Origin of the sequence: Streptomyces sp. NPDC023723 (genome assembly GCF_040639815.1) — a bacterium.
Lineage (GTDB): Bacteria > Actinomycetota > Actinomycetes > Streptomycetales > Streptomycetaceae > Streptomyces.
Genome location: NZ_JBFAAP010000002.1, coordinates 149,393 through 174,309, shown reverse-complemented (window position 1 = coordinate 174,309; position 24,917 = coordinate 149,393). Strand labels below are relative to the sequence as shown.

Below are 24,917 nucleotides of genomic sequence, written 5' to 3'. Positions count from 1 at the left end.
CAGGCGGCCCCCCGTGGGGTCACAGTTTGCGCAGGTGCAGGCGCTGCACCTTGTGGTCCGGGCCCTTGCGCAGGATCAGGGTGGCACGGCCCCGGGTGGGGGCGACGTTCTCGATCAGGTTGGGCTTGTTGATGGTGCGCCAGGTGGTGCGGGCGTAGTCGAGGGCCTCCTCCTCGGAGACCTGGGTGTACTTGCGGAAGTAGGAGGACGGGTTCTGGAAGGCGGTCGCGCGCAGCTTCTTGAACCGGTTCAGGTACCAGCTCTCGATGTCCTCGGGGCGGGCGTCCACGTACACGCTGAAGTCGAAGTAGTCGGCGAGGCCGACCCGGGTGCGGCCGTCCTTGCCGGGCAGCGCGGGCTGGAGGACGTTGAGGCCCTCCACGATCAGGATGTCGGGGCGGCGCACGGTCAGCTTCTCGCCGGGCACGATGTCGTAGATCAGGTGGGAGTAGACCGGGGCCGTCACCTCCGCCTTGCCCGCCTTGATGTCGGCGACGAAGCGGGTGAGCGCGCGGCGGTCGTACGACTCGGGGAAGCCCTTGCGGGCCATCATGGAGCGGGCCTCCAGTTCCCGGGTGGGCAGCAGGAAACCGTCCGTCGTCACCAGCTCGACGTGCGGATGCTCGGGCCAGCGGGACAGCAGGGCCTGGAGGAGGCGGGCGACGGTGGACTTGCCGACCGCGACGGAGCCGGCCACGCCTATCACGAACGGGGTGCCGGACTGGGAGCCCTGTTCGCCGAGGAAGGTGTTGAGCGCGGAGCGCAGGCCGTCGGTGGCGCCGACGTAGAGGTTGAGCAGGCGGGAGAGCGGGAGGTAGATGTCCCGCACCTCGTCGAGGTCGATGACGTCGCCCAGGCCGCGCAGCTTCTCCACCTCCTCGGCGGTGAGCGGCAGCGGCGTCTTCTCGCGCAGCGCGCTCCACTCGGCGCGGGTGAGGTCGACGTAGGGAGTCGCCTCCGGCCGGTGCCGGTGGGCGCTCCGGGAGGTCGACGGGGCCGTCGACGAGGCCGCGGTGGAGGCCGGCGTGGAGGCAGCCGTGGAAGCCGACGGAGGGACCGGAGAGATCACAGTCCATTGTTAACGGAGTTTGAACGGGGCGCAGGGTGGGGTGGGTCACGTCGCCCATGGGGCACGTCGGCCACCTGGCTCGTTCTGTCGTGGGAATTTCCGATATCGGGCACGATTCGGCCCGTTCTGGCGTGTTCGTGATCGGGAGTGCTCGTAGGCTGCCGATCATGTGCGGAATCGTGGGATATGTGGGCTCGCAGTCGGCGCTCGACGTGGTCATGGCCGGGCTGAAGCGACTGGAGTACCGGGGATACGACTCGGCGGGTGTCGCCGTGCTCGCGGACGGCGGGCTGGCCCCCGCCAAACGGGCCGGCAAGCTCGTCAACCTGGAGAAGGAGCTGTCCGAGCATCCGCTGCCGGCCGGGACCACCGGCATCGGCCACACCCGGTGGGCCACGCACGGCGGCCCCACCGACGCCAACGCCCACCCGCACCTCGACAACGCGGGCCGGGTCGCCGTGGTCCACAACGGCATCATCGAGAACTTCGCCGCGCTGCGCGCGGAGCTGGCCGGGCGCGGGCACGACCTCGCCTCCGAGACCGACACCGAGGTGGTCGCCCACCTGCTCGCCGAGGAGTACTCGGCCTGCGCCGACCCGGCGGAGGCGATGCGGCTGGTGTGCCGGCGCCTGGAAGGGGCGTTCACGCTGGTCGCGGTGCACGCGGACGAGCCGGACGTGGTGGTCGGCGCCCGGCGCAACTCGCCACTGGTGGTGGGGGTCGGGGAGGGCGAGTCCTTCCTCGCCTCCGACGTGGCGGCGTTCATCGCGCACACCCGCCGGGCCCTGGAGCTCGGCCAGGACCAGGTGGTCGAGCTGCGCCGGGACGGGGTGACGGTGACCGGCTTCGACGGTTCCGCCGCCGACGTACGCGCCTACCACGTCGACTGGGACGCCTCCGCCGCCGAGAAGGGCGGGCACGCGTCCTTCATGCTCAAGGAGATCGCCGAGCAGCCGAAGGCGGTCGCGGACACGCTGCTGGGCCGGATCGACGCGGAGGGGTCGCTGACCCTGGACGAGGTGCGGATCCCGGCGCACGAGCTGCGCGAGACCGACAAGGTGGTGATCGTCGCGTGCGGTACGGCGTTCCACGCCGGGCTGATCGCCAAGTACGCCATCGAGCACTGGACGCGGATTCCGTGCGAGGTGGAGCTGGCGAGCGAGTTCCGCTACCGGGACCCGATCCTGGACGCCCGGTCGCTGGTCATCGCCATCTCCCAGTCCGGCGAGACCATGGACACCCTGATGGCGCTGCGGCACGCCCGTGAGCAGGGCTCCAAGGTGCTCGCCATCTGCAACACCAACGGTTCCACCATCCCGCGCGAGTCCGACGCGGTGCTGTACACGCACGCCGGGCCGGAGGTGGCGGTGGCCTCGACCAAGGCGTTCCTGACCCAGCTGGTGGCCTGCTACCTGGTCGCGCTGTACCTCGGTCAGGTGCGCGGCACCAAGTGGGGCGACGAGATCCGCGCGGTGATCCGGGACCTGGCCGGCATCGGGGAGGCGGTCGGCCGGGTGCTGGGGACGATGGAGCCGGTACGGGAGCTGGCGCGCTCGCTGGCCGGCAAGGACACGGTGCTGTTCCTGGGGCGGCACGTGGGCTATCCGGTCGCCCTGGAAGGCGCCCTCAAACTGAAGGAACTGGCCTACATGCACGCCGAGGGCTTCGCGGCGGGCGAGCTGAAGCACGGGCCGATCGCGCTGATCGAGGAGGACGTGCCGGTGGTCGTGGTCGTTCCGTCCGCGCGCGGGCGGTCCGTCCTGCACGACAAGATCGTCTCCAACATCCAGGAGATCCGCGCCCGGGGCGCCCGCACCATCGTCATCGCGGAGGAGGGCGACGAGGCGGTGACGCCGTACGCCGACCACCTCGTCCGGGTACCGGCGACGCCGACGCTGCTCCAGCCGCTGGTGGCGACGGTGCCGTTGCAGGTCTTCGCCTGCGAGCTGGCGACGGCGCGGGGGAACGAGGTGGATCAGCCGCGGAACCTGGCGAAGTCGGTGACGGTGGAGTGAGCTCGCAGGGCTTCGAGGAAGGAGGCGAAGGTGGTGGCGGGGAAGGTGAGGGTGGCGTAGGCCGGGTTCTTGGAGTCGCGGAGGGCGATGTGGGTGGGGGTGGTCGCTATCTCTATGCAGTTGTTGCCGTCGCCGCCACCGGAGTAGGACGACTTTCGCCAGTTGCCGGGGGTGGTCACGGGTGCCTCACAGTTCTTTGGCCAGCCGGTGGATGAAGTCACGTGAACGCTCGGGATCGTATGACGCCGCTTCTACTTTACGGAAGAGCGTTCGAAAGACGTCGAGTTGGGCTTCGGAATCAACGAACGCGGCACCGTGCGGTGCGTCACGGACGGCAGTGTCCAGCCGGGGCACGGCGCCACCTGCCAGCATCATCGTGCTCCAGGTCGCACCGAAGCCGTCCAGGTCGAAGGGGGTCACCCGCACAGTGACGTTGTCCGCCTCGGAAGACTCCAAGAGGCGGACGAGTTGAGTGCGGGAGGTGGCACGGTCGTGGACCCTGATGCGGAGCGCCGCCTCGTGGATGACTGCCTCGTACGGGGTGGCAGCGTCTCCTTCAAGGACTGACTTACGCCGCATGCGGTGCTGGACGCGGGCCTCGAGATCCTCACGGGGGAGGGCGGGGACCCTGGAGGAAAAGGCCGCGCGGGCGTAGTCCTCCGTCTGGAGCAGTCCGGGAATGAACAGGAGTTCCACGTCACGCCGGAAGGCAGCGTGGTGTTCCAACTCCGCGATGTCCAGGAACGAGGTAGGCAGCACTCCTCGGAATTCTTCCCACCAGCCCCGGGTCCGGCTGGTTGCCATGCTCGCCAGCGCATCGATCAATTCCTGATCCCGGCAGGCGTAATGGGCCGCAAGACGGCGCAGGCGCGCATCGCTCACACCTGTGAGGCCGGATTCGATGTGGCTGATCTGAGGGTGACTCACCCCGAGCAGTGCGGCTGCTTCGCGGGCGGCAAGCCCTGCGGCCTCCCGGAGTCTGCGCAGTTCGGTTGCGAGGCGCAGTTGACGTGCGGTTGGTTCACGGCGCAGGGGCATGGACTCTCCTTGAAGCGCCGTCAGGCGCTACTCGTTCGGGGATGGATACCGTGACCGGCTTGTCCGGCATCACATCTTAGGTCTACGGTCGGTAGCGCGTTGCACACTCTGCGATACCGGGCCACCGGAAGCGCACCGCTCCGTCCTGCCGTGACGGACGCGGCGAGGACACCGGTCGCCGCGCACAGTCACCCCTCACCGAACGGGAGTTGCCGCATGCCCGAAAACGACCCGTGGGAGTACTCCCTCCACATCCCCAACGACGTCCGCGCCGTCACCGTCTGCCGCCGCACCCTCCGCCTGATCCTCACGATGCACGGGCTGATCCGCCTGGTCGACCTGGCGGAACTGCTGGCCACGGAGCTGGTGTCGAACGCCGTACGGCACACCGAGGGGCCGGCCGCGCTGCGGGTGCGCTGGTCCGGGAACGGCGTCCTGCGGATCGGCGCGTGGGACGCGGACCCGTCTCCGCCGCAGCCGCCGATTCCCGTCGACCGGGGGCTGGAAACCGAGGACGGACGGGGCCTGGAACTGGTGCGGGCCTGCGCCGACGTATGGGGCTGGCAGCCGCTGGCCCGGGAGGGCGGTCGCGGCAAGGTTGTCTGGTGTGAGCTGGGCGGCGTGAACGTTTTTCCGGCGCTCGAAAGAGTGAACGTGCCTCAACGGGCTGGCAATTCGGCCCATCTCTCGGAATAGGTTGCGCACATGGTCACATCAACCCACGAGACATCGCACCGGATCTTTCAGGATCATCCGGAGATTCTCGCGCCCATCTTCGAGGCGTTGGGCATGCCGCCGCCTGCCAAGGCGGACATCGAACTCATGACGCCCGACGCCACGGAGTTGAAGCCGCTGGAGCGTCGTGTGGACACGGTGCTGAAGGTCGAGCCGTCGGAGGGGGACTCCTTTCTCCTCGCTGTCGAGGCTCAGACCCGCAAGGCATCGGACAAGGGCACCAACTGGCCGTACTACGTGGCGTACTTGCACGCCAAGTTCGGGCTACCCGTGCTGCTCGTCGCGGTCTGCCGCAGCCGGTCCACGGCGAAGTGGGCGGCGGGGCCCTTCGAATGCCGGGTCGGCCCCTGGGCCTCGCAGGTGACGTACCCGTTCGTACTCGGCCCGGACAGCGTTCCGGAGATCACCGATGAGGCGTTGGTGGCGCGGGAGCCCGCGCTGGCGACGTTCTCCGCCATCGTGCACAGCGAAAGCGAGGGCATCGAGGCCATACTGAATTTGCTGGCCCGCGGAATGCGGTCGTTCGACAAGCCGACCGCCAAGTACTGGTCGGAACTGCTGGAAGTGGGGTTGGAGCACACTCCGGCCCGAGAGATGTGGAGGGAGCTGGAGAAGATGGTTATTTCATATTTCCCGGGCAGGGGAACGGTCTTCGAGGAGGCGTACTACGACGGCGAGGCCAAGGGCAAGGCGGAAGGCGTTCTGCGCGTTCTAGAAGTGCGCGGCTTCAGCGTCTCGGACGACGTGCGTGCCCGCGTCACCGACTGCAAGGATCTCGCCCGGCTCGATGACTGGCTCGACCGGGCCGGAACGGTCGAACGGATGGAGGATCTCTTCGTAGAGGAAGTGGAAGAGGCCGCCCCGTAAGGTGCCCGCATGAGCATCATCGGGGTCGGGATCGACGTGGCCGAGATCGAGCGGTTCGCGGCGTCGCTGGAGCGGACGCCCGGGCTGGCCGGGCGGCTCTTCCTGGAGCGGGAGCTGCTGTTGCCGGGCGGGGCGCGGCGGGGGGCCGCCTCGTTGGCCGCACGGTTCGCGGCGAAGGAGGCGCTGGCCAAGGCGTTGGGCGCGCCCGGCGGACTGCTGTGGACCGATGCCGAGGTGTACGTCGAGGACAGTGGCCGGCCCCGGCTGCGGGTGCGGGGGACGGTGGCGGCCCGGGCCGCCGAGCTGGGGGTGACCTCGTGGCACGTGTCGCTCAGCCATGACGCGGGAGTCGCGTCGGCCGTGGTGATCGCCGAGGGCTGAGCGGCCGGTCCAGGTGAGTGGTCAGTCCTTCTTCGGGCGGACCCGCACCTGCATGCGCTCGCCCTGGGCGCCGTACAGCGCGATCCACTCCACCGGGCGGTCGCCCGCGTTGGCCATGCCGTGCGGGACGCGCGTGTCGAACTCCGCCGTCTCGCCCGCCGAGAGGACCACGTCGTGGTCGCCGAGGGCGAGCAGCAGACGGCCGGAGAGCACGTACAGCCACTCGTAGCCCTCGTGCGAGCCCTGCTCGGGGCGGGTGGTGCGCGGGGCGGCCGGGGCCGGGAGGATCTGCTTGTAGGCGTTCAGGCCGCCCAGGTGCGGGGTGAGCGGCAGCCAGGTCTGGCCGTGGCGGAGGAAGGGCTGCGGGTGGACCCGCGGGTCACCGGTGCGGGAGCCGACCAGTTCGTCCAGTGAGACGCGGTACGCCTCGGCCAGCGGCAGCAGATGGCGGAGCGTCGGCTCGCGTTGTCCCGACTCCAGCCGGGACAGGGTGCTCACCGAGATGCCGGTGGTCGCGCTGAGCCGCGCGAGCGTGATGCCGCGCGACTGGCGCAGGGTGCGCAGGCGGGGGCCAAGGGCGGACAGCACGGCTGCCGGGCCGGTCTCCTCACGCGGGTCGTTCACGGGTCACGCGGGTCGGTCGCGGGGCGCGATGCCGGTGAGGATGAGGTCGATGCCGGCCAGGAACTCCACCCGGTCGTCGTGGTGCGGCAGGTCGCCCGCGATGTCCCGGAGGAACGGGTACGCGTCGGGGTCCAGCTCCGTCCAGCTGCGTGCCATCGCGGTCAGGAACTCGGTGCGGTCGGTGCCCGGCTCGACCGCGCGGGCGTTGGCCGCGTTCTGCCCGGCCACGCCGACGACGTAGTTCAGCAGCGCGGACGCGGCCGTGAACTGGACGGTGCGGGGCACGCCGAGCGCCTGGACCTGGCGGCCGAGCCCTTCGAAGAGCCGCAGGATCGGCGCGTCCATGGAGGAGTTGCTGAGCTGCGTGCCGACCCACGGATGGGCGTCGATCGCGTCGAACACCCCGAGCGCGAGGGCGCGGATGGTGTCCTGCGGGGTGCCACCGGCAGTCGCGGGGGGCAGGGCGGCGGTGACCACGGCGTCGGTCGCGGCGTGCAGGAGTTCGTCCTTGCCGGTGACGTGCCAGTAGATCGCGCCGGGACCGGTGGCCAGGCGTTCGGCCAGGGCACGGAAGGTGAGCCCGCCCTCGCCCGCCGCGTCGAGCAGTTCGATCGCGGCCTCGACGATGCGCTCGCGGGAGAGCGGGTTCTCACGTCGCTCGGTGCGGCGGGTGGTCCTGGTCGCTGCCATGGGTCCAGTTTGGCACAGGTGCTGGAACCCCGTTCCAGCTTGACAACTATGGAACGAGGTTCCAGTGTAGGAGTCATTCGTTGGAACGGCATTCCAGACTGTGAGGTACGACCATGACCACCGACATCGCGATCATCGGCGCCGGACTCGGGGGACTGACCCTCGCCCGGGTCCTCCACGTGCACGGCATCCCGGCCACCGTCTACGAGGCGGAAGCCTCGCCGACCGCCCGCGCGCAGGGCGGGATGCTCGACATCCACGACAACAACGGGCAGCCCGCCCTCAAGGCGGCCGGCCTCTACGAGGAGTTCCGCGGGCTCGTCCTGGAGGGCCGGCAGGCGTCCCGGGCGCTCGCCCCGGACGGGACCGTCCTGCTCGACGAACCCGACGACGGCACCGGCGGACGCCCCGAGGTGCAGCGTGGTGAGCTGCGGCGGCTGCTGCTCGACTCGCTGCCGGCGGGCACCGTGCGGTGGGGGCACAAAGTGACCGGCGCGCGGGCGGTCGGCGCGGGGCGGTACCAGGTGGACTTCGCCGACGGCACGAGCGTCGGCACGGATCTGCTGATCGGCGCGGACGGCGCCTGGTCGCGGGTGCGGCCGCTGCTGTCCGGTGCCACCCCCGAGTACACCGGCACGTCGTTCGTCGAGACGTATCTGTACGAGGCAGACACCCGGCACCCCGAGGCCGCGAAGGCCGTGGGCGGCGGGGCGATGTACGCGCTGGCGCCGGGCAAGGGCATCACGGCCCACCGGGAGAGCGGGGACACGCTGCACACGTATGTGGCGCTGACCAAGCCGCTGGAGTGGTTCGACACCGCCGGCGTCGATGGGATCACGGCGGAGTTCGAGGGCTGGGCACTGGAGCTGACCGCGCTGATCACCGACGGGGAGACCGCGCCGGTGCACCGGCCGCTGTACACGCTGCCGGGCGAGCACCGCTGGGAGCGGACGCCGGGGGTGACCCTGCTCGGTGACGCCGCGCACCTCATGATCCCGTCCGGAGAGGGCGCCAACCTGGCCATGTACGACGGTGCCCGGCTCGGTGAGCTGCTCGCCGCGCGGCCCGGCGACACCGAGGGCGCGCTCGCCGAGTTCGAGGCGGAGATGTTCGCGCGCAGCGCCGCCGAGGCGGTCGAGGCGGGGCGGCTGCACGAGCTGATGTTCGGTGCCGACTCGCCGTACGGGCTGCTCGACATGTTCGCCGGACCCGACGGCCACTCGTCCTGACCTTCTGCCCTGCTGACCTCCTGGCCTCCTTGCCTCCTGACACGAGGCGGCGTGCAAGGGGCAGACTCCACGGCATGCGTACTGCGTACAGCGTGGAGACGGTCAGGACGGCGGAGCGGGCGGCGATGGCGCGGCTGCCCGAAGGCGCCTTGATGCAACGGGCGGCGGCCGGACTCGCCGCCGCCTGCGCCGAACTGCTCGGCCGGGCGCCCGGCCGGGTGTACGGCAGCCGGGTGGTGCTGCTGGTCGGCAGCGGCGACAACGGCGGCGACGCCCTGTACGCCGGGGCGCGGCTGGCCCGGCGGGGGGCGGGGGTGACGGCCGTGCTGCTCGCGCCCGAGCGGGCGCACGCCGGAGGGCTCGCGGCATTGCGCCGGGCGGGTGGGAGCACGGCGGACGCCGGGGCCGGCACGGCGCTGATCGAACGGGCCGACCTGGTGGTCGACGGCATCGTCGGGATCGGCGGCAAGGGCGGGCTGCGGCAGGAGGCGGTGCCACTGGCCGAGGCGGCGCGGCGGGCCCGGGCCGCCGTGGTCGCGGTGGACCTGCCGAGCGGGGTGGACGCGGACACCGGTGAGGTGCGGGGCGCGGCCGTCCGGGCGGATCTGACGGTGACCTTCGGGGCGCACAAGCCGGGGCTGCTGATCGATCCGGCGCGGGAGTACGCGGGGTCGGTGCGGCTCGTCGACATCGGGCTCGAGCTGCCGGAGGTGCCGGCGCTGGAGGCGTTGCAGCACGCGGAGGTGGCGCGGTTGCTGCCGGTGCCGGGGGCGGAGAGCGACAAGTACCGGCGGGGAGTGGTGGGGATCGCCGCCGGGTCGGCCCGGTACCCGGGGGCGGCGGTGCTCGCGGTGTCGGGTGCGCTGCGGGGCGGGGCGGGGGCGGTCCGGTACGTGGGGCCGGCCGGGGACGCGGTGGTCGCCCGGTTCCCCGAGACGCTCGTGTCCGACCAGGGGCCGAAGCGGGCGGGGCGGGTGCAGGCGTGGGTGGTCGGGCCGGGGGCCGGGGACGACGCCGCGACCGTGGCGGAGGTGGTCGCGGCTCAGGTGCCGGTGCTGATCGACGCGGACGGGCTGCGGCTGGCGGAGCCCGGGGCGGTACGGGCGCGGACGGCGCCGACGCTGATGACGCCGCATGCCGGGGAGGCGGCGGCGCTGCTGGGGGTGAGCCGGGAGGAGGTCGAGGGGGCCCGGTTGGCGGCGGTGCGGGAGCTGGCGGGGCGGTTCGGGGCGGCGGTGCTGTTGAAGGGGTCTACGACGTTGGTGGCGGGGGCGGGTTCCGGTGCCGATTCCGGTGCCGTGCGGGTCAATGGGACCGGGACGGGGTGGCTGGCCACGGCCGGGAGCGGGGACGTGCTGTCCGGGCTGGCGGGGTCGTTGCTGGCGGCGGGGTTGTCGGCGGTGGACGCGGGGAGCGTGGGGGCGTATCTGCACGGGTTGGCGGGGAGGTTCGCGGCGCGGGGGGCGCCGATCGGAGCGCATGACATCGCGTTGGCGGTTCCTGAGGTGTGGCGGGACGTACGGGATCGTTAGGCGCACGGTGTCGGTGCCCGGCCGGGGGGCGTTGCGCAGCCCGGCGCGGCGGGGTGCCGCTCCCGGCGGCACGACTGCCCGTGGCTGTGGCCCGCGCAGGCCCGGCGCGGCGGGGTGCCTCTCCCAGCGGCACAACTGGCACCAACTGTGGCCCGCCCGCCCGCAGCCATGTGCCCCGCGACTCACTCCGCCGCCCTGTCCGGCCCCTCTGAGACACTGGCCCCACGATGAGTGAGACAACTGCCCGCCGGGGCGCCGCCCTGCGGGCCCGGGCCGAGATCGATCTGGCCGCGTTGCGGCACAACGCGCGGACCCTGCGCGGCCTGCTCGCGCCGGGGGCGGAGCTGATGGCCGTGGTGAAGGCCGACGCCTACGGCCACGGGGCGATCCCGTGCGCCCGGGCGGCGGTCGCGGCCGGTGCCACCTGGCTCGGTACCGCCACCCCAGAGGAGGCCCTCGCACTGCGGGCCGGCGCGGGGCTGCCGGACGAGGTCCGGATCATGTGCTGGCTGTGGACGCCCGGCGGGCCCTGGCAGGAGGCGATCGAGGCCGGGATCGACGTCGGGGTCAGCGGGATGTGGGCGCTGCGGGAGGCCGAGGACGCCGCCCGCCGAGCCGGACTGCCCGCCCGCGTGCAGCTCAAGGCCGACACGGGACTCGGGCGCAACGGCTGCCCGCCCGGCCCGGACTGGCACGAGCTGGTCGGCGCCGCGCTGCGCGCCGAGGGCGAGGGGCTGGTCCGGATCACCGGGCTCTGGTCCCACTTCGCCTGCGCCGACGAGCCCGGCCACCCCTCCATCGCCGCGCAGCTCACCCTCTTCCGGGAGATGACGGCGTACGCCGAGGCGCGCGGGGTGCGCCCCGAGGTGCGGCACATCGCCAACTCCCCGGCCACCCTCACCCTCCCCGAGGCCCACTTCGACCTCGTACGCACCGGAATCGCGCTGTACGGCCTCTCGCCCAGCCCCGAACTCGGCACCCCCGCCGACCACGGCCTGCGCCCGGTGATGACGCTGTCCGCCTCCCTCGCGCTGGTCAAGGGCGTCCCCGGCGGACACGGCGTCAGCTACGGGCACCACTACACGACCCCCGGCGAGACCACCCTCGGCCTCGTCCCGCTCGGTTACGCGGACGGCGTCCCGCGGCACGCCTCGTCCACCGGCCCGGTCCTGGTGGACGGCAAGTGGCGTACGGTGGCGGGCCGGATCGCGATGGACCAGTTCGTGGTCGACCTCGGCGGCGACCGGCCCGCGGCCGGCGCGGAGGCGGTGCTGTTCGGGCCGGGCGACCGGGGCGAGCCCACCGCCGAGGACTGGGCGCAGGCGGCCGGCACCATCGGGTACGAGATCGTCACCCGCGTCGGCTCCCGCGTCCCCCGCGTCCATCTGAACGGTCCTTCCGAATGAGTGTCCCGGGTGAGTGACCCGGTGGCGAAAAGGAGCGGTACGTGAGCGAGAGCAGCGCGGCGGCCGTCGCCTCCGCCGCCGAGGCCGCCGCCGACGTCGCGGCCGGCGGCTGGCGCCGGGCGACCGGCATAGCCGGCGTCGCGATAGGCGTCGTCGCGGCGGGCGCGGCGGCCGGTGTCGCGATAGAGCGGCTCACCGTCGGCCGCGGCATGCGGGCCAAGGCCCGGCTCGCCCTGGACTCGACGGGTCCGTACGGCGCGCTGCGCGGCATGCCCGGCCAGGCGTACGCCGACGACGGCACCGAGCTGTACTACGAGATCGACGAAGTGGAGCCGGAGGGCGGCACCGCACCGCGCCGCCGGCGGCTCTTCGGCCGCAAGGCCCCCGCGCCCGTGACCGTCGTCTTCTGCCACGGCTACTGCCTCAGCCAGGACTCCTGGCACTTCCAGCGGGCCGCCCTGCGCGGCGTCGTCCGGTCCGTCTACTGGGACCAGCGCAGCCACGGCCGTTCCGGGCGGGGCGTCGCCCAGGTGCGGGACGGCGCGGCGGTCACCATCGAGGAGCTGGGCCGCGACCTGAGGGCGGTCATCGACGCCACCGTGCCCGAGGGGCCGATCGTGCTGGTCGGGCACTCGATGGGCGGGATGACGGTGATGGCCCTGGCCGACGAGTTCCCCGAGCTGATCCGCGAGCGGGTGGTCGGCGTCGCGCTGGTCGGCACCTCGTCGGGACGGCTCGGCGAGGTCAACTTCGGGCTCCCGGTGGCCGGGGTGAACGCGGTGCGGCGGATACTGCCGGGCGTGCTGCGGGCGCTGGGGCAGCGGGCCGAGCTGGTGGAGAAGGGGCGCCGGGCGACGGCGGACCTGTTCGCCGGGATCATCAAGCGGTACTCGTTCGCGGCGCGGGACGTCGACCCGGCCGTGGCCCGGTTCGCCGAGCGCATGATCGAGTCCACGCCGATAGACGTCGTCGCCGAGTACTACCCGGCCTTCGACGACCACGACAAGACCGCCGCCCTGGCCCACTTCCGGGACATACCCGTCCTGGTGCTGGCCGGGGTGCGGGACCTGGTGACGCCCAGCGAGCACAGCGAGGCCATCGCCGGCGAGCTGCCGGACGCGGAACTGGTCCTCGTACCGGACGCCGGGCACCTGGTGATGCTGGAGCATCCGGAGCAGGTCACCGACCGCCTCGCCGACCTGCTCGTCCGCGTGGGGGCGGTGCCCACTGCGGCTACCGTAAGTGGCTGTGACTCCGCCCCCTCCTGATGGAGGCGGCTTCCAGCCTTCGGCTGCGGTCCAGCCCGGACCGACCCCTCACGGGGCGCATTCATTGTACTACCGCAAGTGAGTGATGATGGCAGAAACTACCGTCAACTCCCCCGAGCAGATGCGCGAGCTGGGCCGCCGCCTGGCCAAGCTGCTGCGCCCCGGCGACCTGGTGATGCTCAGCGGCGAGCTGGGCGCCGGCAAGACGACGCTGACCCGGGGGCTCGGCGAGGGCCTCGGCGTGCGCGGCGCCGTCACCTCCCCGACGTTCGTGATCGCCCGCGTGCACCCCTCCCTCGGCGACGGCCCGCCGCTCGTCCACGTCGACGCCTACCGGCTGTCCGGCGGTCTGGACGAGATGGAGGACCTGGACCTGGACGTCTCGCTGCCGGACTCCGTGATCGTCGTGGAGTGGGGCGAGGGCAAGGTCGAGGAGCTGACCGACGACCGGCTCCAGCTCGTCATCCACCGCGCCGTCGGCGACACCACCGACGAGGTGCGGCACGTGACGCTGACCGGGATCGGCGCCCGCTGGACGGCGGCCGACCTGACCGTCCTGACCGCCTGAGCCGGCCAGTCGACCCATCACTGCCTCGACAACTTCCCGACAACACGTCGGGAACATATTGCGCTCCGCGTGCTGCCCGTGGTCACATGGTATCCAGTACGTGGTTAGGCATGCCTAACCACGCCGCCCCCGAGCTTCAGGAGGCGACCATGTCGGCTTCGCAGACCCAGGTGCCCCAGGTGCCCCAGGTGCCGATGCGTGACCTGCTGGCCGCATGCGCCGCGGCTCGGACCATCTCCACGCCGCCGCGCGCACCCGACCCCGAGCCCCGGCAGTCCACGCCGGCGGAACACCGCGACGCCGCCTGAGCCCGGTCGCCGCGCGGCGTTCAGCGGACGACCACGACCTTCTGCCCGATCGTCGCGAAGTCCCACATCGCGTCGCCGTCCGCGCGCGACTCCCGGATGCCGCCGGTCTTCGAGCCCTGCGCGGCCTTCGCCGCCGCCGAGTCGTCCACCGCCGCGCTGAACCCGATGACCACCCCGTCCACGCTGGTGAAGCGCACCACGTGCTCGACCGGGGTGCCGTCGGAGCCGGTGATCCGGTTGGAGCGGGAGGTGACCGCGTAGGTGCCCGGCGCCGGATCGACCGTGCTGGGCGTGACCTCGAACGTCCGCCGGACCCGGTCGCCCGCGCCGACCAGCCAGACGCGGTCGTCGTCCACCGAGTACACCACCCGTTCACCCGTTCCGGACCCGGCGGGCAGGGCGTCGGGGTGCCGCTTGTCGCGCGGGGCCTTGGACAGGCCGGGGGAGGGGGAGGCGCTGGCGCGCGGCTTGCCCAGCTCGGCCGGGACGGTCGCCGCCGCCTGGTAGCCGAGGACCCCGATCGTGACCAGGGCCGCCGCGGTGAGTCCGGTGACCATGGCGGAGCTGCTGCTGGGCACGGGTGACCACCTCGGCGTCGTACGGGGGCAAGGGTTACTGGAACCGTAGGCGACGGTAGCAGTCGGTGACCGTCCGACCGGGCCGGCCGACACGGCCGTCCGGGCCGCCGTAGGCTGTTCGTGTGCTCTTGCTCGCTCTGGATACCGCCACTCCCGCCGTCACCGTCGCGCTGCACGACGGCACGGACGTCATCGCCTCCGCCAGCCAGGTGGACGCCCGCCGCCACGGTGAGCTGCTGCTGCCCGCCGTGGACCGGCTGCTGGCCGGGGCCGGGCTGCGGCTCGACGCGGTCACCGGCATCGTCGCCGGAACCGGTCCGGGACCGTACACCGGGCTGCGCGTCGGCCTGATGACCGCGGACACCTTCGGCCTCGCGCTCGGCGTGCCCGTGCACGGGGTGTGCACGCTGGACGGCCTGGCCTACGCCGCCGACCTGGCGGGTCCCTTCGTGGTGGCGACCGACGCCCGCCGCAAGGAGGTCTACTGGGCCCGCTACGCCGACTCCCGCACCCGGCTCACCGACCCGGCCGTCGACCGCCCCGCCGACATCGCGGACCAGGTCGCCGGGCTCCCGGCGGTCGGCGCGGGCGCGCTGCTGTACCCGGACACCTTCCCGCAGGCCCACGAACCCGAGCACGTCTCCGCCGCGGCGCTCGCCGCGCTGGCCGCCGAGAAGCTGGCGGCGGGCGAGGAACTGCCCGCGCCCCGGCCGCTCTATCTGCGCCGCCCCGACGCCCAGGTGCCCAAGAACTACAAGGTGGTCACCCCCAAGTGACCGGTCCCGTGAGCGCGACCGCGGCCTCGGCCGCCGTGCTGCGCGAGATGCGCTGGTGGGACATCGACCCGGTGCTGCGGCTCGAACGCGAGCTGTTCCCGGAGGACGCCTGGTCCCGGGGCATGTTCTGGTCCGAACTGGCGCACGCCCGGGGCCCGTCGGCGACCCGCCGCTACCTGGTCGCCGAGGAGCCGGCCGGCGGCCGGATCGTCGGCTACGCCGGTCTGGTCGCCTCCTCCAGCGACCAGGCCGACGTGCAGACCATCGCCGTCGCCCGCGACCAGTGGGGCACCGGCCTCGGCTCCCGGCTGCTGACCGAACTGCTGCGCGCGGCCACCGCCTTCGAGTGCGCCGAGGTCATGCTGGAGTGCCGCGTCGACAACATCCGGGCGCAGCGGCTCTACGAGCGCTTCGGCTTCGCGGCCATCGGCGTCCGGCGCGGCTACTACCAGCCGGGCAACGTGGACGCCCTGGTCATGCGCCTCACCGATCCGTCGACCTCCCTGCCGTCGACCTCCGATCCGTCGACCTCCGATCCGGCGACTCCCGATCCGTCGACTCCCGTACAAGGAACTGAAACCCATGGCTGACGAACCCCTGGTGCTGGGGATCGAGACCTCCTGCGACGAGACCGGTGTCGGTGTCGTGCGCGGCACCACCCTGCTGGCCGACGCGGTCGCCTCCAGCGTCGACGAGCACGCCCGCTTCGGCGGCGTCGTCCCGGAGGTCGCGAGCCGCGCCCACCTGGAGGCGATGGTCCCCACCATCCAGCGCGCGCTGAAGGACGCCGGGGTGAGCGCGCGGGACCTGGACGGCATCGCCGTCACCGCCGGTCCGGGCCTGGCCGGCGCCCTGCTGGTCGGCGTCTCGGCGGCCAAGGCGTACGCCTACGCGCTGGGCAAGCCGCTCTACGGCGTCAACCACCTCGCCTCCCACATCTGCGTCGACCAGCTGGAACACGGCCCGCTGCCCGAGCCGACCATGGCCCTGCTGGTCTCCGGCGGCCACTCCTCCCTGCTGCTCTCCTCCGACATCACCTCCGACGTACGGCCGCTGGGCGCGACCATCGACGACGCGGCCGGCGAGGCGTTCGACAAGATCGCCCGGGTGATGGACCTCGGCTTCCCCGGCGGCCCGGTCATCGACCGTTACGCCCGCGAGGGCGACCCGGGCGCGATCGCCTTCCCGCGCGGTCTGACCGGGCCGCGCGACCCGGCGTACGACTTCTCCTTCTCCGGGCTGAAGACGTCCGTGGCCCGCTGGATCGAGGCCAAGCGGGCGGCCGGGGAGGACGTGCCGGTGCGCGACGTGGCGGCCTCCTTCCAGGAGGCGGTCGTCGACGTGCTGACCCGCAAGGCGGTACGGGCCTGCAAGGACGAGGGCGTCGACCACCTGATGATCGGCGGCGGGGTCGCCGCCAACTCCCGGCTGCGCGCGCTGGCCCAGGAGCGCTGCGAGGCGGCCGGCATCCGGCTGCGGGTACCGCGTCCCAAGCTGTGCACGGACAACGGCGCGATGGTGGCGGCGCTCGGCGCCGAGATGGTGGCCCGCGGCCGGTCCGCCTCCGACTGGGACCTGTCGGCGGACTCGTCCCTGCCCGTCACCGACCCGCACGTCCCGGGCCACTCGCACGACCACGGCCATGTGCACGAGGCCGGTGCCAGCAAGGAGAACCTCTACTCATGACCGTCGCCGTGATGTGGGAGGCCCGCGCGGTCCCCGGCCGGGGCGCGGAACTCCTCAGCTGGGCCCGGAGCCGGGAACTGCCCCGCGAGCCACTGCGCCGGGAGACCTTCCGGGCCCCCCAGGACCGGGTCCTCGTCATCACCTGGTGGGACGCGCAGTACGACGCCGACCTGCCCGAACTCCCGGAGCCGGCCGGCGAACTGGTCACCCGGGCGGTGCATCGGTGGCGGTTCGAGTCGGTGGACACGGACTGACCGCCCGCCCTGACCGCCCGCCCCGCGTGCCCGCTCCCTGCGTGCCGCGTGCCGCGTGCCCCTCAGGACACCTCCGCCGCGCAGCGCAGCACCCGCTCCGCCCCCACCACCCGCTCCGGCCCCCTCAGCGTCAGCCGTGCCGTGTGCCGTACGTCGGTGCTGGAGGCGGCCAGCCGTAGTTCCAGGGCGCCGGGTTCGACCACGCGGCGGCCCCTGCGGTCGGTGAACGCGGACAGGTCGGCGTGGAAGCGGAAGGTCACCCGGCGGGCCTCGTCCGGGGCCAGTTCCAGCCGCCGGTAGCCGATCAGGCGCACGTCGGGGCGGGTCACGGACGCCACCGGGTCGTGCAGGTAGAGCTGCACCACCTCGGCGCCCGCGCGGTCGCCGGTGTTGCGGACGGTGACGGAGATGTCGTACGTCCCGTCCGTGTCGATCTCCGCGTCGCGCGCTGCCGGGTCCTCCCACCGGAACGTCGTGTACGAGCGGCCGTGTCCGAACGGGTACAGCGGCGTCGGGTCCAGGTTGCTGACCTCGCCGGCCAGGCCCAGCGGCGGCTGGAGGTAGGTCCACGGCTGGCCGCCGGGCAGCCGCGGCACGCTCACCGGGAGGCGGCCCGACGGGGTGACCCGCCCGGACAGCACGCCCGCCACCGCCGGGCCGCCCTCCTCGCCGGGGAAGAACGCCTGGACCACCGCGCCCAGCCGGCCGTGCCAGCGGCCCAGCGCGTACGGGCGGCCGGTGAGCAGCACCAGGACGACCGGGACGCCGGTGGCGACCAGCGCGTCCAGCAGCGCGCCCTGCACCCCCGGCAGTCGCAGGTCGCTGGCGTCGCAGCCCTCGCCGGAGGTGCCCCGGCCGAACAGGCCCGCCCGGTCGCCCAGTACGGCCACGCAGACGTCCGCCTCGGCGGTCCGGGCTACGGCCTCCGCGAAGCCCGAGGGGTCCGGGTCCGCGGTGTCGCAGCCCTCGGCGAAGGTCACCTTGGCGTCCGGGAGTTCGGCGCGCAGGGCGTCCAGCACGGTCGGGATGTCGATGCCGGCCGGTACGTCCGGGTGGCCGGGCAGGACGTGGGAGGGGAAGGAGTAGCAGCCGAGCATCGCCAGCGCATCGGCGGCCCGCGGGCCGACCACCGCGATCCGGGTGTCGGGGGCCAGCGGCAGCAGGCCGTCCGGGTTGTCCAGCAGTACCACCGACTCCTCGGCCAGCCGGCGGGCGACGGCCCGGTTGGCGGGGGAGTCGAGGTCGACGGGGCGGCCGGGGCCGGCCGGCGGGTCGGGGGTCCAGTCCGCGTCCAGCAGACCCAGTTCGCACTTCTGGCGCAGCACCCGCCGCGCCGACTGCTCGATGAGCGCCTCGGGCACCTCACCCGCCCGGACCGCCTCCAGCAGCGGGGTGCCGTAGCACTTGACGGTCGGCAGTTCCACGTCGATGCCGGCCGCGAGGGCCAGGTGCGCCGCCCCGGCGGAGGTGCCGGCGACGCGGTGCAGGGTCTGGAGGAAGCCGACGCCGAAGTAGTCGGCGACCACCGTGCCGGTGAAGCCCCACTCCTCGCGCAGCAGGCCGGTCAGCAGCGCCGGGTCGGCCGAGGCGGGCACCCCGTCGGTCTCGGTGTAGGCCGCCATCACCGACCGGGCGCCGCCCTCGCGCAGGGCCATCTCGAACGGCGGGAGGGTGACGTCGGCGAACTCGCGCACCCCCGCCCGGACCGGCGCCAGGTTCCGCGCCCCGGCGGAGGAGGCGTACCCGGCGAAGTGCTTGAGCGTGGCGACGATCCCGGCCGACTCCAGTCCCCGCACATAGGCGGCGCCGACCGTGCCGACCAGGTACGGGTCCTCGCCGATGGTCTCCTCCACCCGGCCCCAGCGCGGATCGCGTACGACGTCCAGGACCGGCGCGAGGCCCTGGTGCACGCCGACCGAGCGCAGGTCGCGGCCGATGTGCCGGGCCATCTCCTCGACCAGGTCCGGGTCGAAGGCGGCGCCCCAGGCCAGCGGCACCGGGTAGGCGGTGGCCCGCCAGGCGGTGAAGCCGGCCAGGCACTCCTCGTGGGCCAGCGCCGGGACGCCGAAGCGGCCGGCCGCGACGATCCGCCGCTGGGTGGTGGCCAGCGCGCGGGCGCCGGCCGCCGGGTCGACGGGGGCGGTGCCGAAGGGGCGGGTGAGCTGTCCCAGGCCGCGGGTGATCAGCTCGTCCCAGTCGTGGTCGTCGTCGCTCATCTGGTGCTGGAGCGGGGCGACGCCGTCGCCGTCCGTCGTGGCGCCCACCCACACGCCGTACAGCTGGGCGGCCTTTTCCTCCAGGGTCATCCGGGCCAGGAGGTCGTCGACACGGGCGGCGGCGGGCAGCGCGGGGTCACGCCAGGGCGCGGTGGTCATGGAACTCCTGTCCCGGAAATCCGAGGCTCCTGCAAGTACGGCTAGTCGGCTAGTCGGCTAGTCGGCTACGAATGTTTCGACGTGATAAGCGAATGTTCCGGGAACCTATGGCCCCACACGCTCTTCGTCAAGAGGGCCCGCAGGGATACGATCGCCGCCATGACATCCCCGCAGCCCGCTGAAACCCGGACGCGAGGGCGGTCCTCGCAGACCGCGACCCTCGCCGAGATCGCCCGCGAGGCCGGTGTGTCGGCGCCGACTGTTTCGAAGGTGCTCAACGGCCGTGCCGACGTCGCCCCGGCCACCCGGGCCCGGGTGGAGGAGCTGCTGCGCGCCCACGGCTACCGGCGCCGGCGCGCCGAGGCCACCCGCTCGCCCCTGATCGACCTGGTCTTCCACGAACTGGAGAGCGCCTGGGCGATGGAGGTCATCCGGGGCGTGGAGAACGTGGCGCGGGACGCGGGTCTGAGTGTCGTGCTCTCCGAGAGCGCGGGCCGGCTGACCCCCGGGCGGACCTGGGCCGACCAGGTCGCCGCCCGCCGGCCGCACGGGGTCGTGCTGGTCCTGTCCGGCCTCGACGAGTCCCAGCGGGCACTGCTGACCAGCCGGTCCATCCCGTTCGTGGTGATGGATCCGGCGGGCGACCCGGGTGCCGACGTGCCGTCCATCGGCGCCACCAACTGGCAGGGCGGACTGGCCGCCACCCGGCACCTGGTCGAACTGGGCCACACCCGGATCGGCGCGATCAGCGGACCGACCCGGATGATGTGCAGCCGGGCCCGGATCGACGGCTACCGGGCCGCCCTGGAGACCGCCGGGCTGCCCGCCGACCCGGCCCTGATCCGTACCGGCGACTTCCATCACGAGACCGGCTACCGCCAGGGCCTGGACCTGCTGCGCCGCCCCGACCGGCCGACCGCGGTCTTCGCCGGCAACGACCTCCAGGCGCTCGGCCTGTACGAGGCCGCCCGGGAGCTGGGGCTGCGGGTCCCGGAGGACCTGAGCGTGGTCGGCTTCGACGACCTGCCGGTGGCCCGCTGGGTGGGGCCGCCGCTGACGACCGTACGGCAGCCGCTGACGGAGATGGCCGAGGCCGCGGTCCGGCTGGTGCTCGACCTCGGCCGGGAGGGCGGCAGCGCGGCGGCGACCCGGGTGGAGCTGGCGACCAGCCTGGTGGTGCGCAGCAGCACGGGGGCGCCGCCGGCGACGGGGGCGTAGCGGAAGCAGCAGTCGGGTGCGGAGCCGAAACTTTCGACGGCACCACCCCCTGCCCCTCCCCATCCCCCGAAGTCTGAGATTTTCCGCAGAAAAGGCCGCTCTCTGTCGCCGCTCGCAATAATTCGGACTTACGTTCTTCCCGGCGGGTACTTGAAGCGGGAACATCCCAGGGGCTGGGGACAGGGGCGGACACATGGTCGGGCGGGCAAGAGTGCTGAAGGCCGCCGGCCTCACGTTGGCGGGCGCCCTGCTGCTCGGCGTCGCGGCGGCCGGCTGGGTCTACTGGCACCTCAACGACAACATCACCGGCGTCGACATCAACAGCGCGCTCGGCGACGACCGCCCGGCCCGCGCCACGCCCACGCCGTCCGCGTCGGCGTCCGCCGTCCCGCAGGACACCGGCCCGCTCAACATCCTGGTGCTCGGCTCGGACTCGCGCAGCGGCGCGGCGAACGAGGAACTCGGCGGCGGCGACAGCGAGGGGGCCCGCTCCGACACCGCGATGGTGGTCCACCTCGACGCCGGCCGCACCAGCGCCACCGTCGTCAGCATCCCGCGCGACACCCTCGTCACCCGCCCGTCCTGCCCGCTGGACGACGGCGGGTCGACGTCGGAGGCGTACCAGGTGATGTTCAACACCGCCTACGCGGTGGGCGGTCCGGTGTGCGCGGTGAAGACGGTCGAGGCCATGACGAACGTCCGCATGGACCACTACATCGAGATCGACTTCGCCGGCTTCGCCAAGCTGGTGGACGCCCTCGGCGGGGTCACCGTCACCACCGACGAGGACATAGACGACGACCAGAGCCACCTGACCCTGAAGGCGGGCACCCACCACCTCGACGGCACCCAGGCCCTCGGGCTGGCCCGCACCCGGCACGGCCTGGCCGACGGCAGCGACCTGGCCCGGATCGAACTCCAGCAGAAACTGGTCAAGGCACTGCTGGAGCAGATCTCCGACACCGACCTGCTCACCGACCCCGCGCAGCTCTACGACGTCGCCGACGCCGTCACCGGCAGCCTCACCACCGACACCGGCCTGGACTCGCTGAGCGAGCTGATGAGCCTGGGCCAGAGCATCGGCGGGCTCGCGGCGGACGAGGTGAAGACGGTGACGATGCCGGTGGTGCAGGCCCCGTCCGACGCCAATCGGGTGGTCGCCGACGAGCCGGACGCGAGCGAGCTGTGGGAGTCGCTGCGGTAGCGCCGGGCGAGAGCCGGAAACTTTTTCCGGTGACCGTGTCGATCCGCCGGTCCGCCGATCGACATACAGGGTGAGAGGCCGGAGAACGAACCCGGCCGCCGAACCCGAGGAGTCACCATGCCCCGCTTCCTGTCGCTGATCCGCATCGACGAGGTCAACGTTCCCGCTGAGGGCCCCAGCCCCGAACTGATCGAACGCATGGGCAAGTTGCTGGAGGAGATGACGAAGGCCGGCGTCCGCCTCGACGACGGCGGGCTGGCCCCCACCGCCCAGGGCGCCCGGGTCCACTACTCCGGCGGACAGCTCTCCGTCACGGACGGCCCGTTCACCGAGACCAAGGAGGTCATCGGCGGGTACGCGATGCTCCAGGCCAAGGACCAGGCCGAGGCGGTCGAGTGGGTCAAGCGGTTCCTGAAGACCCACGAGGAGCACTGGACGATCACCTGTGAGGTCCGGGAGATCCTCGGCGACTGACCGCCGGCGGTTGGCCGGGGGCGGCCCACGGTGTTGCATGGGAGCTGTGGAACCACCACAGTCACCGCGGCCCGCCCCCGCCGCCACCCCCGCCGTGACCGCCCGGACCGCCCGGACCGCCATCGAGACGGTCTTCCGGCTGGAGTCCCCGCGGGTCATCGCCGCCGCCGCCCGTATCGTCCGCGACCTCGGCATCGCCGAGGAACTCGCCCAGGACGCCCTGGTCGCCGCCCTGGAGCAGTGGCCCCGCGACGGCATCCCCGACAACCCGGGCGGCTGGCTCATGACCACCGCCCGCCGCCGCGCCGTCGACCTGGTCCGCCGCCGGGAGACCTACGCCCGCAAGCTCGCGGAGATCGGCCGGACCCTGACCGACGCGGCCCCGCCCGAGGAGCCGTCCGACCCCGACGACATCGACGACGACCTGCTCCGCCTGGTCTTCACCGCCTGCCACCCGGTGCTGTCCGCCGAGGCCCGCACCGCCCTCACCCTGCGCCTGCTCGGCGGCCTGACCACCGCCGAGATCGCCCGCGCCGTCCTGGTCCCGGAGGCCACGGTCGCCCAGCGCATCGTCCGCGCCAAACGCACCCTGGCCGTGCGGAACGTCGTCTTCGAGGTGCCGTACGGCCCCGACCGCGAGGCCCGCCTCGGCTCGGTCCTGGACGTCATCTACCTGATCTTCAACGAGGGATACGCGGCCACCGCCGGCGACGACCTGCTGCGCCCCGGCCTGTGCGAGGACGCCCTGCGGCTGGCCCGCGTGCTGGCCGCCCTGATGCCGAAGGAACCGGAGGTGCACGGCCTCACCGCCCTGCTGGAGTTCCAGTCCTCCCGCGCCGCCGCCCGCACCGGCCCCGACGGCGCCCCGGTCCTGCTCAGGGACCAGGACCGCCGCCGCTGGAACCGCCTGCTCATCACCCGCGGCCTGACCGCGCTGGCCCGCGCCGACGCCACCGCCCCGGGCCGCTACGTCCTCCAGGCCGCGATCGCCGCCTGCCACGCCCAGGCGTTCAGCTACGAGGAGACCGACTGGCCGCGCATCGCCGCCCTCTACGGCCTGCTCGCCGCCCGCGCCCCGTCCCCGGTGGTGGAACTCAACCGGGCGGTCGCCGTCTCGATGGCCGAGGGCCCGGCCCCCGCCCTGGAGCTGGTGGACGCCCTGGCCGCCGAACCGGCCCTGCGCGCCTACCACTTGCTGCCCAGCGTCCGCGGCGACCTGCTGCACCGCCTGGGCCGTACCGCCGAGGCCCGCGCGGAGTTCGAACGGGCGGCGTCCCTGACCGGCAACGAACGGGAACGCGAGCTGCTGACCCGCCGGGCCGAGGGGTGCGGCTGAGGCGGCGGGTCAGCGCACCGGGTGCCCGATCAGCATCGTCGGCGCCCCCGCCACCCGGGTCAGGAGCACGGTCGCGGTGTTCGGCCCCTGCGGCTTGACCTTCCGGCGCAGTTCCTCCGGCTCGACGGCCGACCCCCGCTTCTTCACGGTCAGCACGCCGACGCCCCGCTCCCGCAGCAGCGCCTTCAGCTTCTTGACGTTGAACGGCAGCACGTCGGTGATCTCGTAGGCGGTGGCGTACGGCGTCGGCCGCAGTTCGTCCGCCGTGACGTACGCGATCGTCGCGTCCAGCAGTCCGCCGCCGACCTGGTCGGCCACCTCCGCGACCAGATGGGCGCGGACCACGGCGCCGTCCGGCTCGTAGAGGTACCGGCCGGGGACGCGGACGTCCGGGTCGGGCAGCTGCCGGGAGCGCAGGGTGCGCGGCCCGGGCAGCAGGGTCGCCCGCACCGCCCCCGGCTCGGTGCCGAACCACAGCACCGCCTCCTTCACGTCCCCGCCGTCCGAGATGAACTCGGCCTCGGCGTCCGCCGGCACGGCCTCGTGCGGAATGCCGGGCGCGACCTTCAGCGCGGCCGCCCTGACCGCCGTACCGGCCGCCGCGACGGCCCACGACAGGGGCGGCGAATACGCCTCGGGATCGAAGATCCGCCCACCCGTCGCCCGGCCGCCGCCCCTCACCGACGCGCCGCGCGCGGCCCCTCCGGACCGGCCGCCTCGCCTGGCGGGATCGACGAAGACCGCGTCGTAGCCGTCCGTCGCCACCTCCTGGACATCCGCCTCCCGCACCTCGATCAGGTCGCCGAGCCCGAGCACCCGGGCGTTGGCGCGGGCCGCCGCGGCCGTCGCCGGGTCGCGGTCCACCGCGAGCACCCGGATGCCCGCCCGGGCCAGCGCGATCGCGTCCCCGCCGATCCCGCAGCACAGGTCGGCGACGGAGGTCACGCCCAGTTCGGTGAAGCGCCGGGCGCGGTACGCGGCGACACTCGCCCGGGTCGACTGCTCGACCCCGTTCGGCGTGAAGAACATCCGCCCGGCGTCCTCGGACCCGAACTTCGCCGCCGCCCGCTGCCGCAGCCGGGCCTGCCCGAGCGCCGCCGACACCAGGTCGGCCGGGTGGCTGCGGCGCAGCCGGGTGGCGACGGCCAGCTCCGCGGCCGGATCGGTGCCGTGCACCTCGGCGAGGAGGTCGCGGCCGGCGGGGGTGTCGAGGGCGAGGAGGGCGTCGAGGTCGTTCACCGGGCCATTGTGGGCCAGTCGGTGGACCGTCCGGCTCCGGTCGCGTG

25 protein-coding genes and 1 pseudogene are annotated in these 24,917 nt (G+C 73.2%); 18 read left to right on the top strand and 8 right to left on the bottom strand.

Going from position 1 to position 24,917, the window contains the following annotated elements:
* Positions 1 to 19: 19 nt before the first annotated feature.
* Positions 20 to 1,069, bottom strand: a complete 1,050-nt coding sequence (gene coaA / locus AB0G32_RS03520; RefSeq protein WP_361157541.1) for a type I pantothenate kinase — start codon at positions 1,067 to 1,069, stop codon at positions 20 to 22.
* A gap of 167 nt (positions 1,070 to 1,236) precedes the next feature.
* Between coaA and glmS the strand changes: the two genes are divergently transcribed.
* The gene (gene glmS / locus AB0G32_RS03515) at positions 1,237 to 3,084 is read left to right on the top strand and encodes a glutamine--fructose-6-phosphate transaminase (isomerizing) (protein WP_361157539.1); all 1,848 of its coding nucleotides are present in this window, start codon (positions 1,237 to 1,239) and stop codon (positions 3,082 to 3,084) included.
* On the opposite strand, the gene AB0G32_RS03510 is transcribed toward glmS, so the two are convergent.
* Positions 3,045 to 3,263, bottom strand: coding sequence for a DUF397 domain-containing protein (locus tag AB0G32_RS03510; RefSeq protein ID WP_361157536.1), 219 nt, complete (start codon positions 3,261 to 3,263; stop codon positions 3,045 to 3,047). The two genes, glmS and AB0G32_RS03510, sit on opposite strands and share 40 nt — an antisense overlap.
* Before the next feature lie 7 nt (positions 3,264 to 3,270).
* Positions 3,271 to 4,122: a DUF5753 domain-containing protein gene (locus AB0G32_RS03505; RefSeq protein ID WP_361157534.1), complete on the bottom strand. Its 852-nt coding sequence runs from the start codon at positions 4,120 to 4,122 to the stop codon at positions 3,271 to 3,273.
* Positions 4,123 to 4,338: 216 nt separating this feature from the next.
* On the opposite strand from AB0G32_RS03505, the pseudogene AB0G32_RS03500 reads away from it, so the two are divergent.
* From AB0G32_RS03500 to AB0G32_RS03490, 3 genes and pseudogenes are all read left to right on the top strand, one after another.
* Positions 4,339 to 4,737: pseudogene (locus AB0G32_RS03500) on the top strand (ATP-binding protein); the annotation flags it as partial.
* Between the two features lie 90 nt (positions 4,738 to 4,827).
* Positions 4,828 to 5,724 carry a hypothetical protein gene (locus AB0G32_RS03495; protein ID WP_361157531.1) on the top strand — a complete coding sequence of 299 codons (897 nt, stop codon included), beginning with the start codon at positions 4,828 to 4,830 and terminating at the stop codon, positions 5,722 to 5,724.
* 9 nt (positions 5,725 to 5,733) lie between these two features.
* Entirely contained in the window at positions 5,734 to 6,105 is a 372-nt protein-coding gene (locus AB0G32_RS03490; RefSeq protein ID WP_361157528.1) for a holo-ACP synthase, read from the top strand.
* A 21-nt stretch (positions 6,106 to 6,126) separates the two neighbouring features.
* Here the strand turns inward: AB0G32_RS03490 and AB0G32_RS03485 are convergent, their stop codons facing one another.
* Together AB0G32_RS03485 and AB0G32_RS03480 are read right to left on the bottom strand one after the other, a co-directional pair.
* Complete coding sequence (locus tag AB0G32_RS03485) at positions 6,127 to 6,729, bottom strand: XRE family transcriptional regulator (protein WP_361157526.1); 603 nt, start codon at positions 6,727 to 6,729, stop codon at positions 6,127 to 6,129.
* Between the two features lie 3 nt (positions 6,730 to 6,732).
* A complete protein-coding gene (locus tag AB0G32_RS03480) occupies positions 6,733 to 7,419 on the bottom strand; it encodes a TetR/AcrR family transcriptional regulator (RefSeq protein ID WP_361157523.1) in 687 nt (228 codons plus the stop codon).
* Positions 7,420 to 7,532: 113 nt separating this feature from the next.
* Here AB0G32_RS03480 and AB0G32_RS03475 point away from each other — a divergent pair, with 113 nt between their 5' ends.
* From AB0G32_RS03475 to AB0G32_RS03450, 6 genes are all read left to right on the top strand, one after another.
* On the top strand, positions 7,533 to 8,648 hold the full coding sequence (locus tag AB0G32_RS03475; RefSeq protein WP_361157520.1) for an NAD(P)/FAD-dependent oxidoreductase: 1,116 nt from the start codon (positions 7,533 to 7,535) through the stop codon (positions 8,646 to 8,648).
* A 74-nt stretch (positions 8,649 to 8,722) separates the two neighbouring features.
* Positions 8,723 to 10,180, top strand: coding sequence for an NAD(P)H-hydrate dehydratase (locus AB0G32_RS03470; RefSeq protein ID WP_361157517.1), 1,458 nt, complete (start codon positions 8,723 to 8,725; stop codon positions 10,178 to 10,180).
* A gap of 227 nt (positions 10,181 to 10,407) precedes the next feature.
* Positions 10,408 to 11,586, top strand: coding sequence for an alanine racemase (gene alr / locus AB0G32_RS03465; protein ID WP_361157514.1), 1,179 nt, complete (start codon positions 10,408 to 10,410; stop codon positions 11,584 to 11,586).
* 41 nt (positions 11,587 to 11,627) lie between these two features.
* A complete protein-coding gene (locus AB0G32_RS03460; protein ID WP_361157512.1) occupies positions 11,628 to 12,854 on the top strand; it encodes an alpha/beta hydrolase in 1,227 nt (408 codons plus the stop codon).
* An 88-nt stretch (positions 12,855 to 12,942) separates the two neighbouring features.
* Positions 12,943 to 13,422: a tRNA (adenosine(37)-N6)-threonylcarbamoyltransferase complex ATPase subunit type 1 TsaE gene (tsaE, locus tag AB0G32_RS03455; protein ID WP_361157509.1), complete on the top strand. Its 480-nt coding sequence runs from the start codon at positions 12,943 to 12,945 to the stop codon at positions 13,420 to 13,422.
* Positions 13,423 to 13,571: 149 nt separating this feature from the next.
* Positions 13,572 to 13,730: a hypothetical protein gene (locus tag AB0G32_RS03450; RefSeq protein WP_361157507.1), complete on the top strand. Its 159-nt coding sequence runs from the start codon at positions 13,572 to 13,574 to the stop codon at positions 13,728 to 13,730.
* A 20-nt stretch (positions 13,731 to 13,750) separates the two neighbouring features.
* Here AB0G32_RS03450 and AB0G32_RS03445 read toward each other — a convergent pair whose 3' ends face one another.
* Positions 13,751 to 14,308, bottom strand: a complete 558-nt coding sequence (locus tag AB0G32_RS03445) for a hypothetical protein (protein ID WP_361157504.1) — start codon at positions 14,306 to 14,308, stop codon at positions 13,751 to 13,753.
* A gap of 122 nt (positions 14,309 to 14,430) precedes the next feature.
* Here AB0G32_RS03445 and tsaB point away from each other — a divergent pair, with 122 nt between their 5' ends.
* Genes tsaB through AB0G32_RS03425 form a run of 4 tightly spaced genes read left to right on the top strand, consistent with a single transcriptional unit; the run spans position 14,431 to position 17,024 of the window.
* Positions 14,431 to 15,084 (top strand): tRNA (adenosine(37)-N6)-threonylcarbamoyltransferase complex dimerization subunit type 1 TsaB, encoded by a 654-nt coding sequence (tsaB, locus tag AB0G32_RS03440; protein ID WP_361157502.1) that lies wholly within the window; start codon positions 14,431 to 14,433, stop codon positions 15,082 to 15,084.
* Between the two features lie 47 nt (positions 15,085 to 15,131).
* A complete protein-coding gene (gene rimI / locus AB0G32_RS03435) occupies positions 15,132 to 15,674 on the top strand; it encodes a ribosomal protein S18-alanine N-acetyltransferase (RefSeq protein ID WP_361158223.1) in 543 nt (180 codons plus the stop codon).
* Entirely contained in the window at positions 15,667 to 16,770 is a 1,104-nt protein-coding gene (tsaD, locus tag AB0G32_RS03430; RefSeq protein WP_361157499.1) for a tRNA (adenosine(37)-N6)-threonylcarbamoyltransferase complex transferase subunit TsaD, read from the top strand. Before rimI ends, tsaD begins: the two co-directional genes overlap by 8 nt.
* Positions 16,767 to 17,024: a hypothetical protein gene (locus AB0G32_RS03425; protein ID WP_361157497.1), complete on the top strand. Its 258-nt coding sequence runs from the start codon at positions 16,767 to 16,769 to the stop codon at positions 17,022 to 17,024. Before tsaD ends, AB0G32_RS03425 begins: the two co-directional genes overlap by 4 nt.
* Before the next feature lie 62 nt (positions 17,025 to 17,086).
* Here the strand turns inward: AB0G32_RS03425 and AB0G32_RS03420 are convergent, their stop codons facing one another.
* Positions 17,087 to 19,399 carry a glycoside hydrolase family 3 N-terminal domain-containing protein gene (locus AB0G32_RS03420; protein ID WP_361157494.1) on the bottom strand — a complete coding sequence of 771 codons (2,313 nt, stop codon included), beginning with the start codon at positions 19,397 to 19,399 and terminating at the stop codon, positions 17,087 to 17,089.
* A 159-nt stretch (positions 19,400 to 19,558) separates the two neighbouring features.
* Between AB0G32_RS03420 and AB0G32_RS03415 the strand changes: the two genes are divergently transcribed.
* From AB0G32_RS03415 to AB0G32_RS03400, 4 genes are all read left to right on the top strand, one after another.
* Entirely contained in the window at positions 19,559 to 20,617 is a 1,059-nt protein-coding gene (locus AB0G32_RS03415) for a LacI family DNA-binding transcriptional regulator (RefSeq protein WP_361157491.1), read from the top strand.
* Between the two features lie 193 nt (positions 20,618 to 20,810).
* On the top strand, positions 20,811 to 21,821 hold the full coding sequence (locus AB0G32_RS03410) for an LCP family protein (protein ID WP_361157488.1): 1,011 nt from the start codon (positions 20,811 to 20,813) through the stop codon (positions 21,819 to 21,821).
* Positions 21,822 to 21,938: 117 nt separating this feature from the next.
* Positions 21,939 to 22,295 carry a YciI family protein gene (locus AB0G32_RS03405; protein ID WP_361157485.1) on the top strand — a complete coding sequence of 119 codons (357 nt, stop codon included), beginning with the start codon at positions 21,939 to 21,941 and terminating at the stop codon, positions 22,293 to 22,295.
* A 94-nt stretch (positions 22,296 to 22,389) separates the two neighbouring features.
* On the top strand, positions 22,390 to 23,631 hold the full coding sequence (locus AB0G32_RS03400) for a sigma-70 family RNA polymerase sigma factor (protein ID WP_361158220.1): 1,242 nt from the start codon (positions 22,390 to 22,392) through the stop codon (positions 23,629 to 23,631).
* A gap of 9 nt (positions 23,632 to 23,640) precedes the next feature.
* Here the strand turns inward: AB0G32_RS03400 and AB0G32_RS03395 are convergent, their stop codons facing one another.
* A complete protein-coding gene (locus AB0G32_RS03395; RefSeq protein ID WP_361157483.1) occupies positions 23,641 to 24,870 on the bottom strand; it encodes a class I SAM-dependent methyltransferase in 1,230 nt (409 codons plus the stop codon).
* Positions 24,871 to 24,917: the final 47 nt, after the last annotated feature.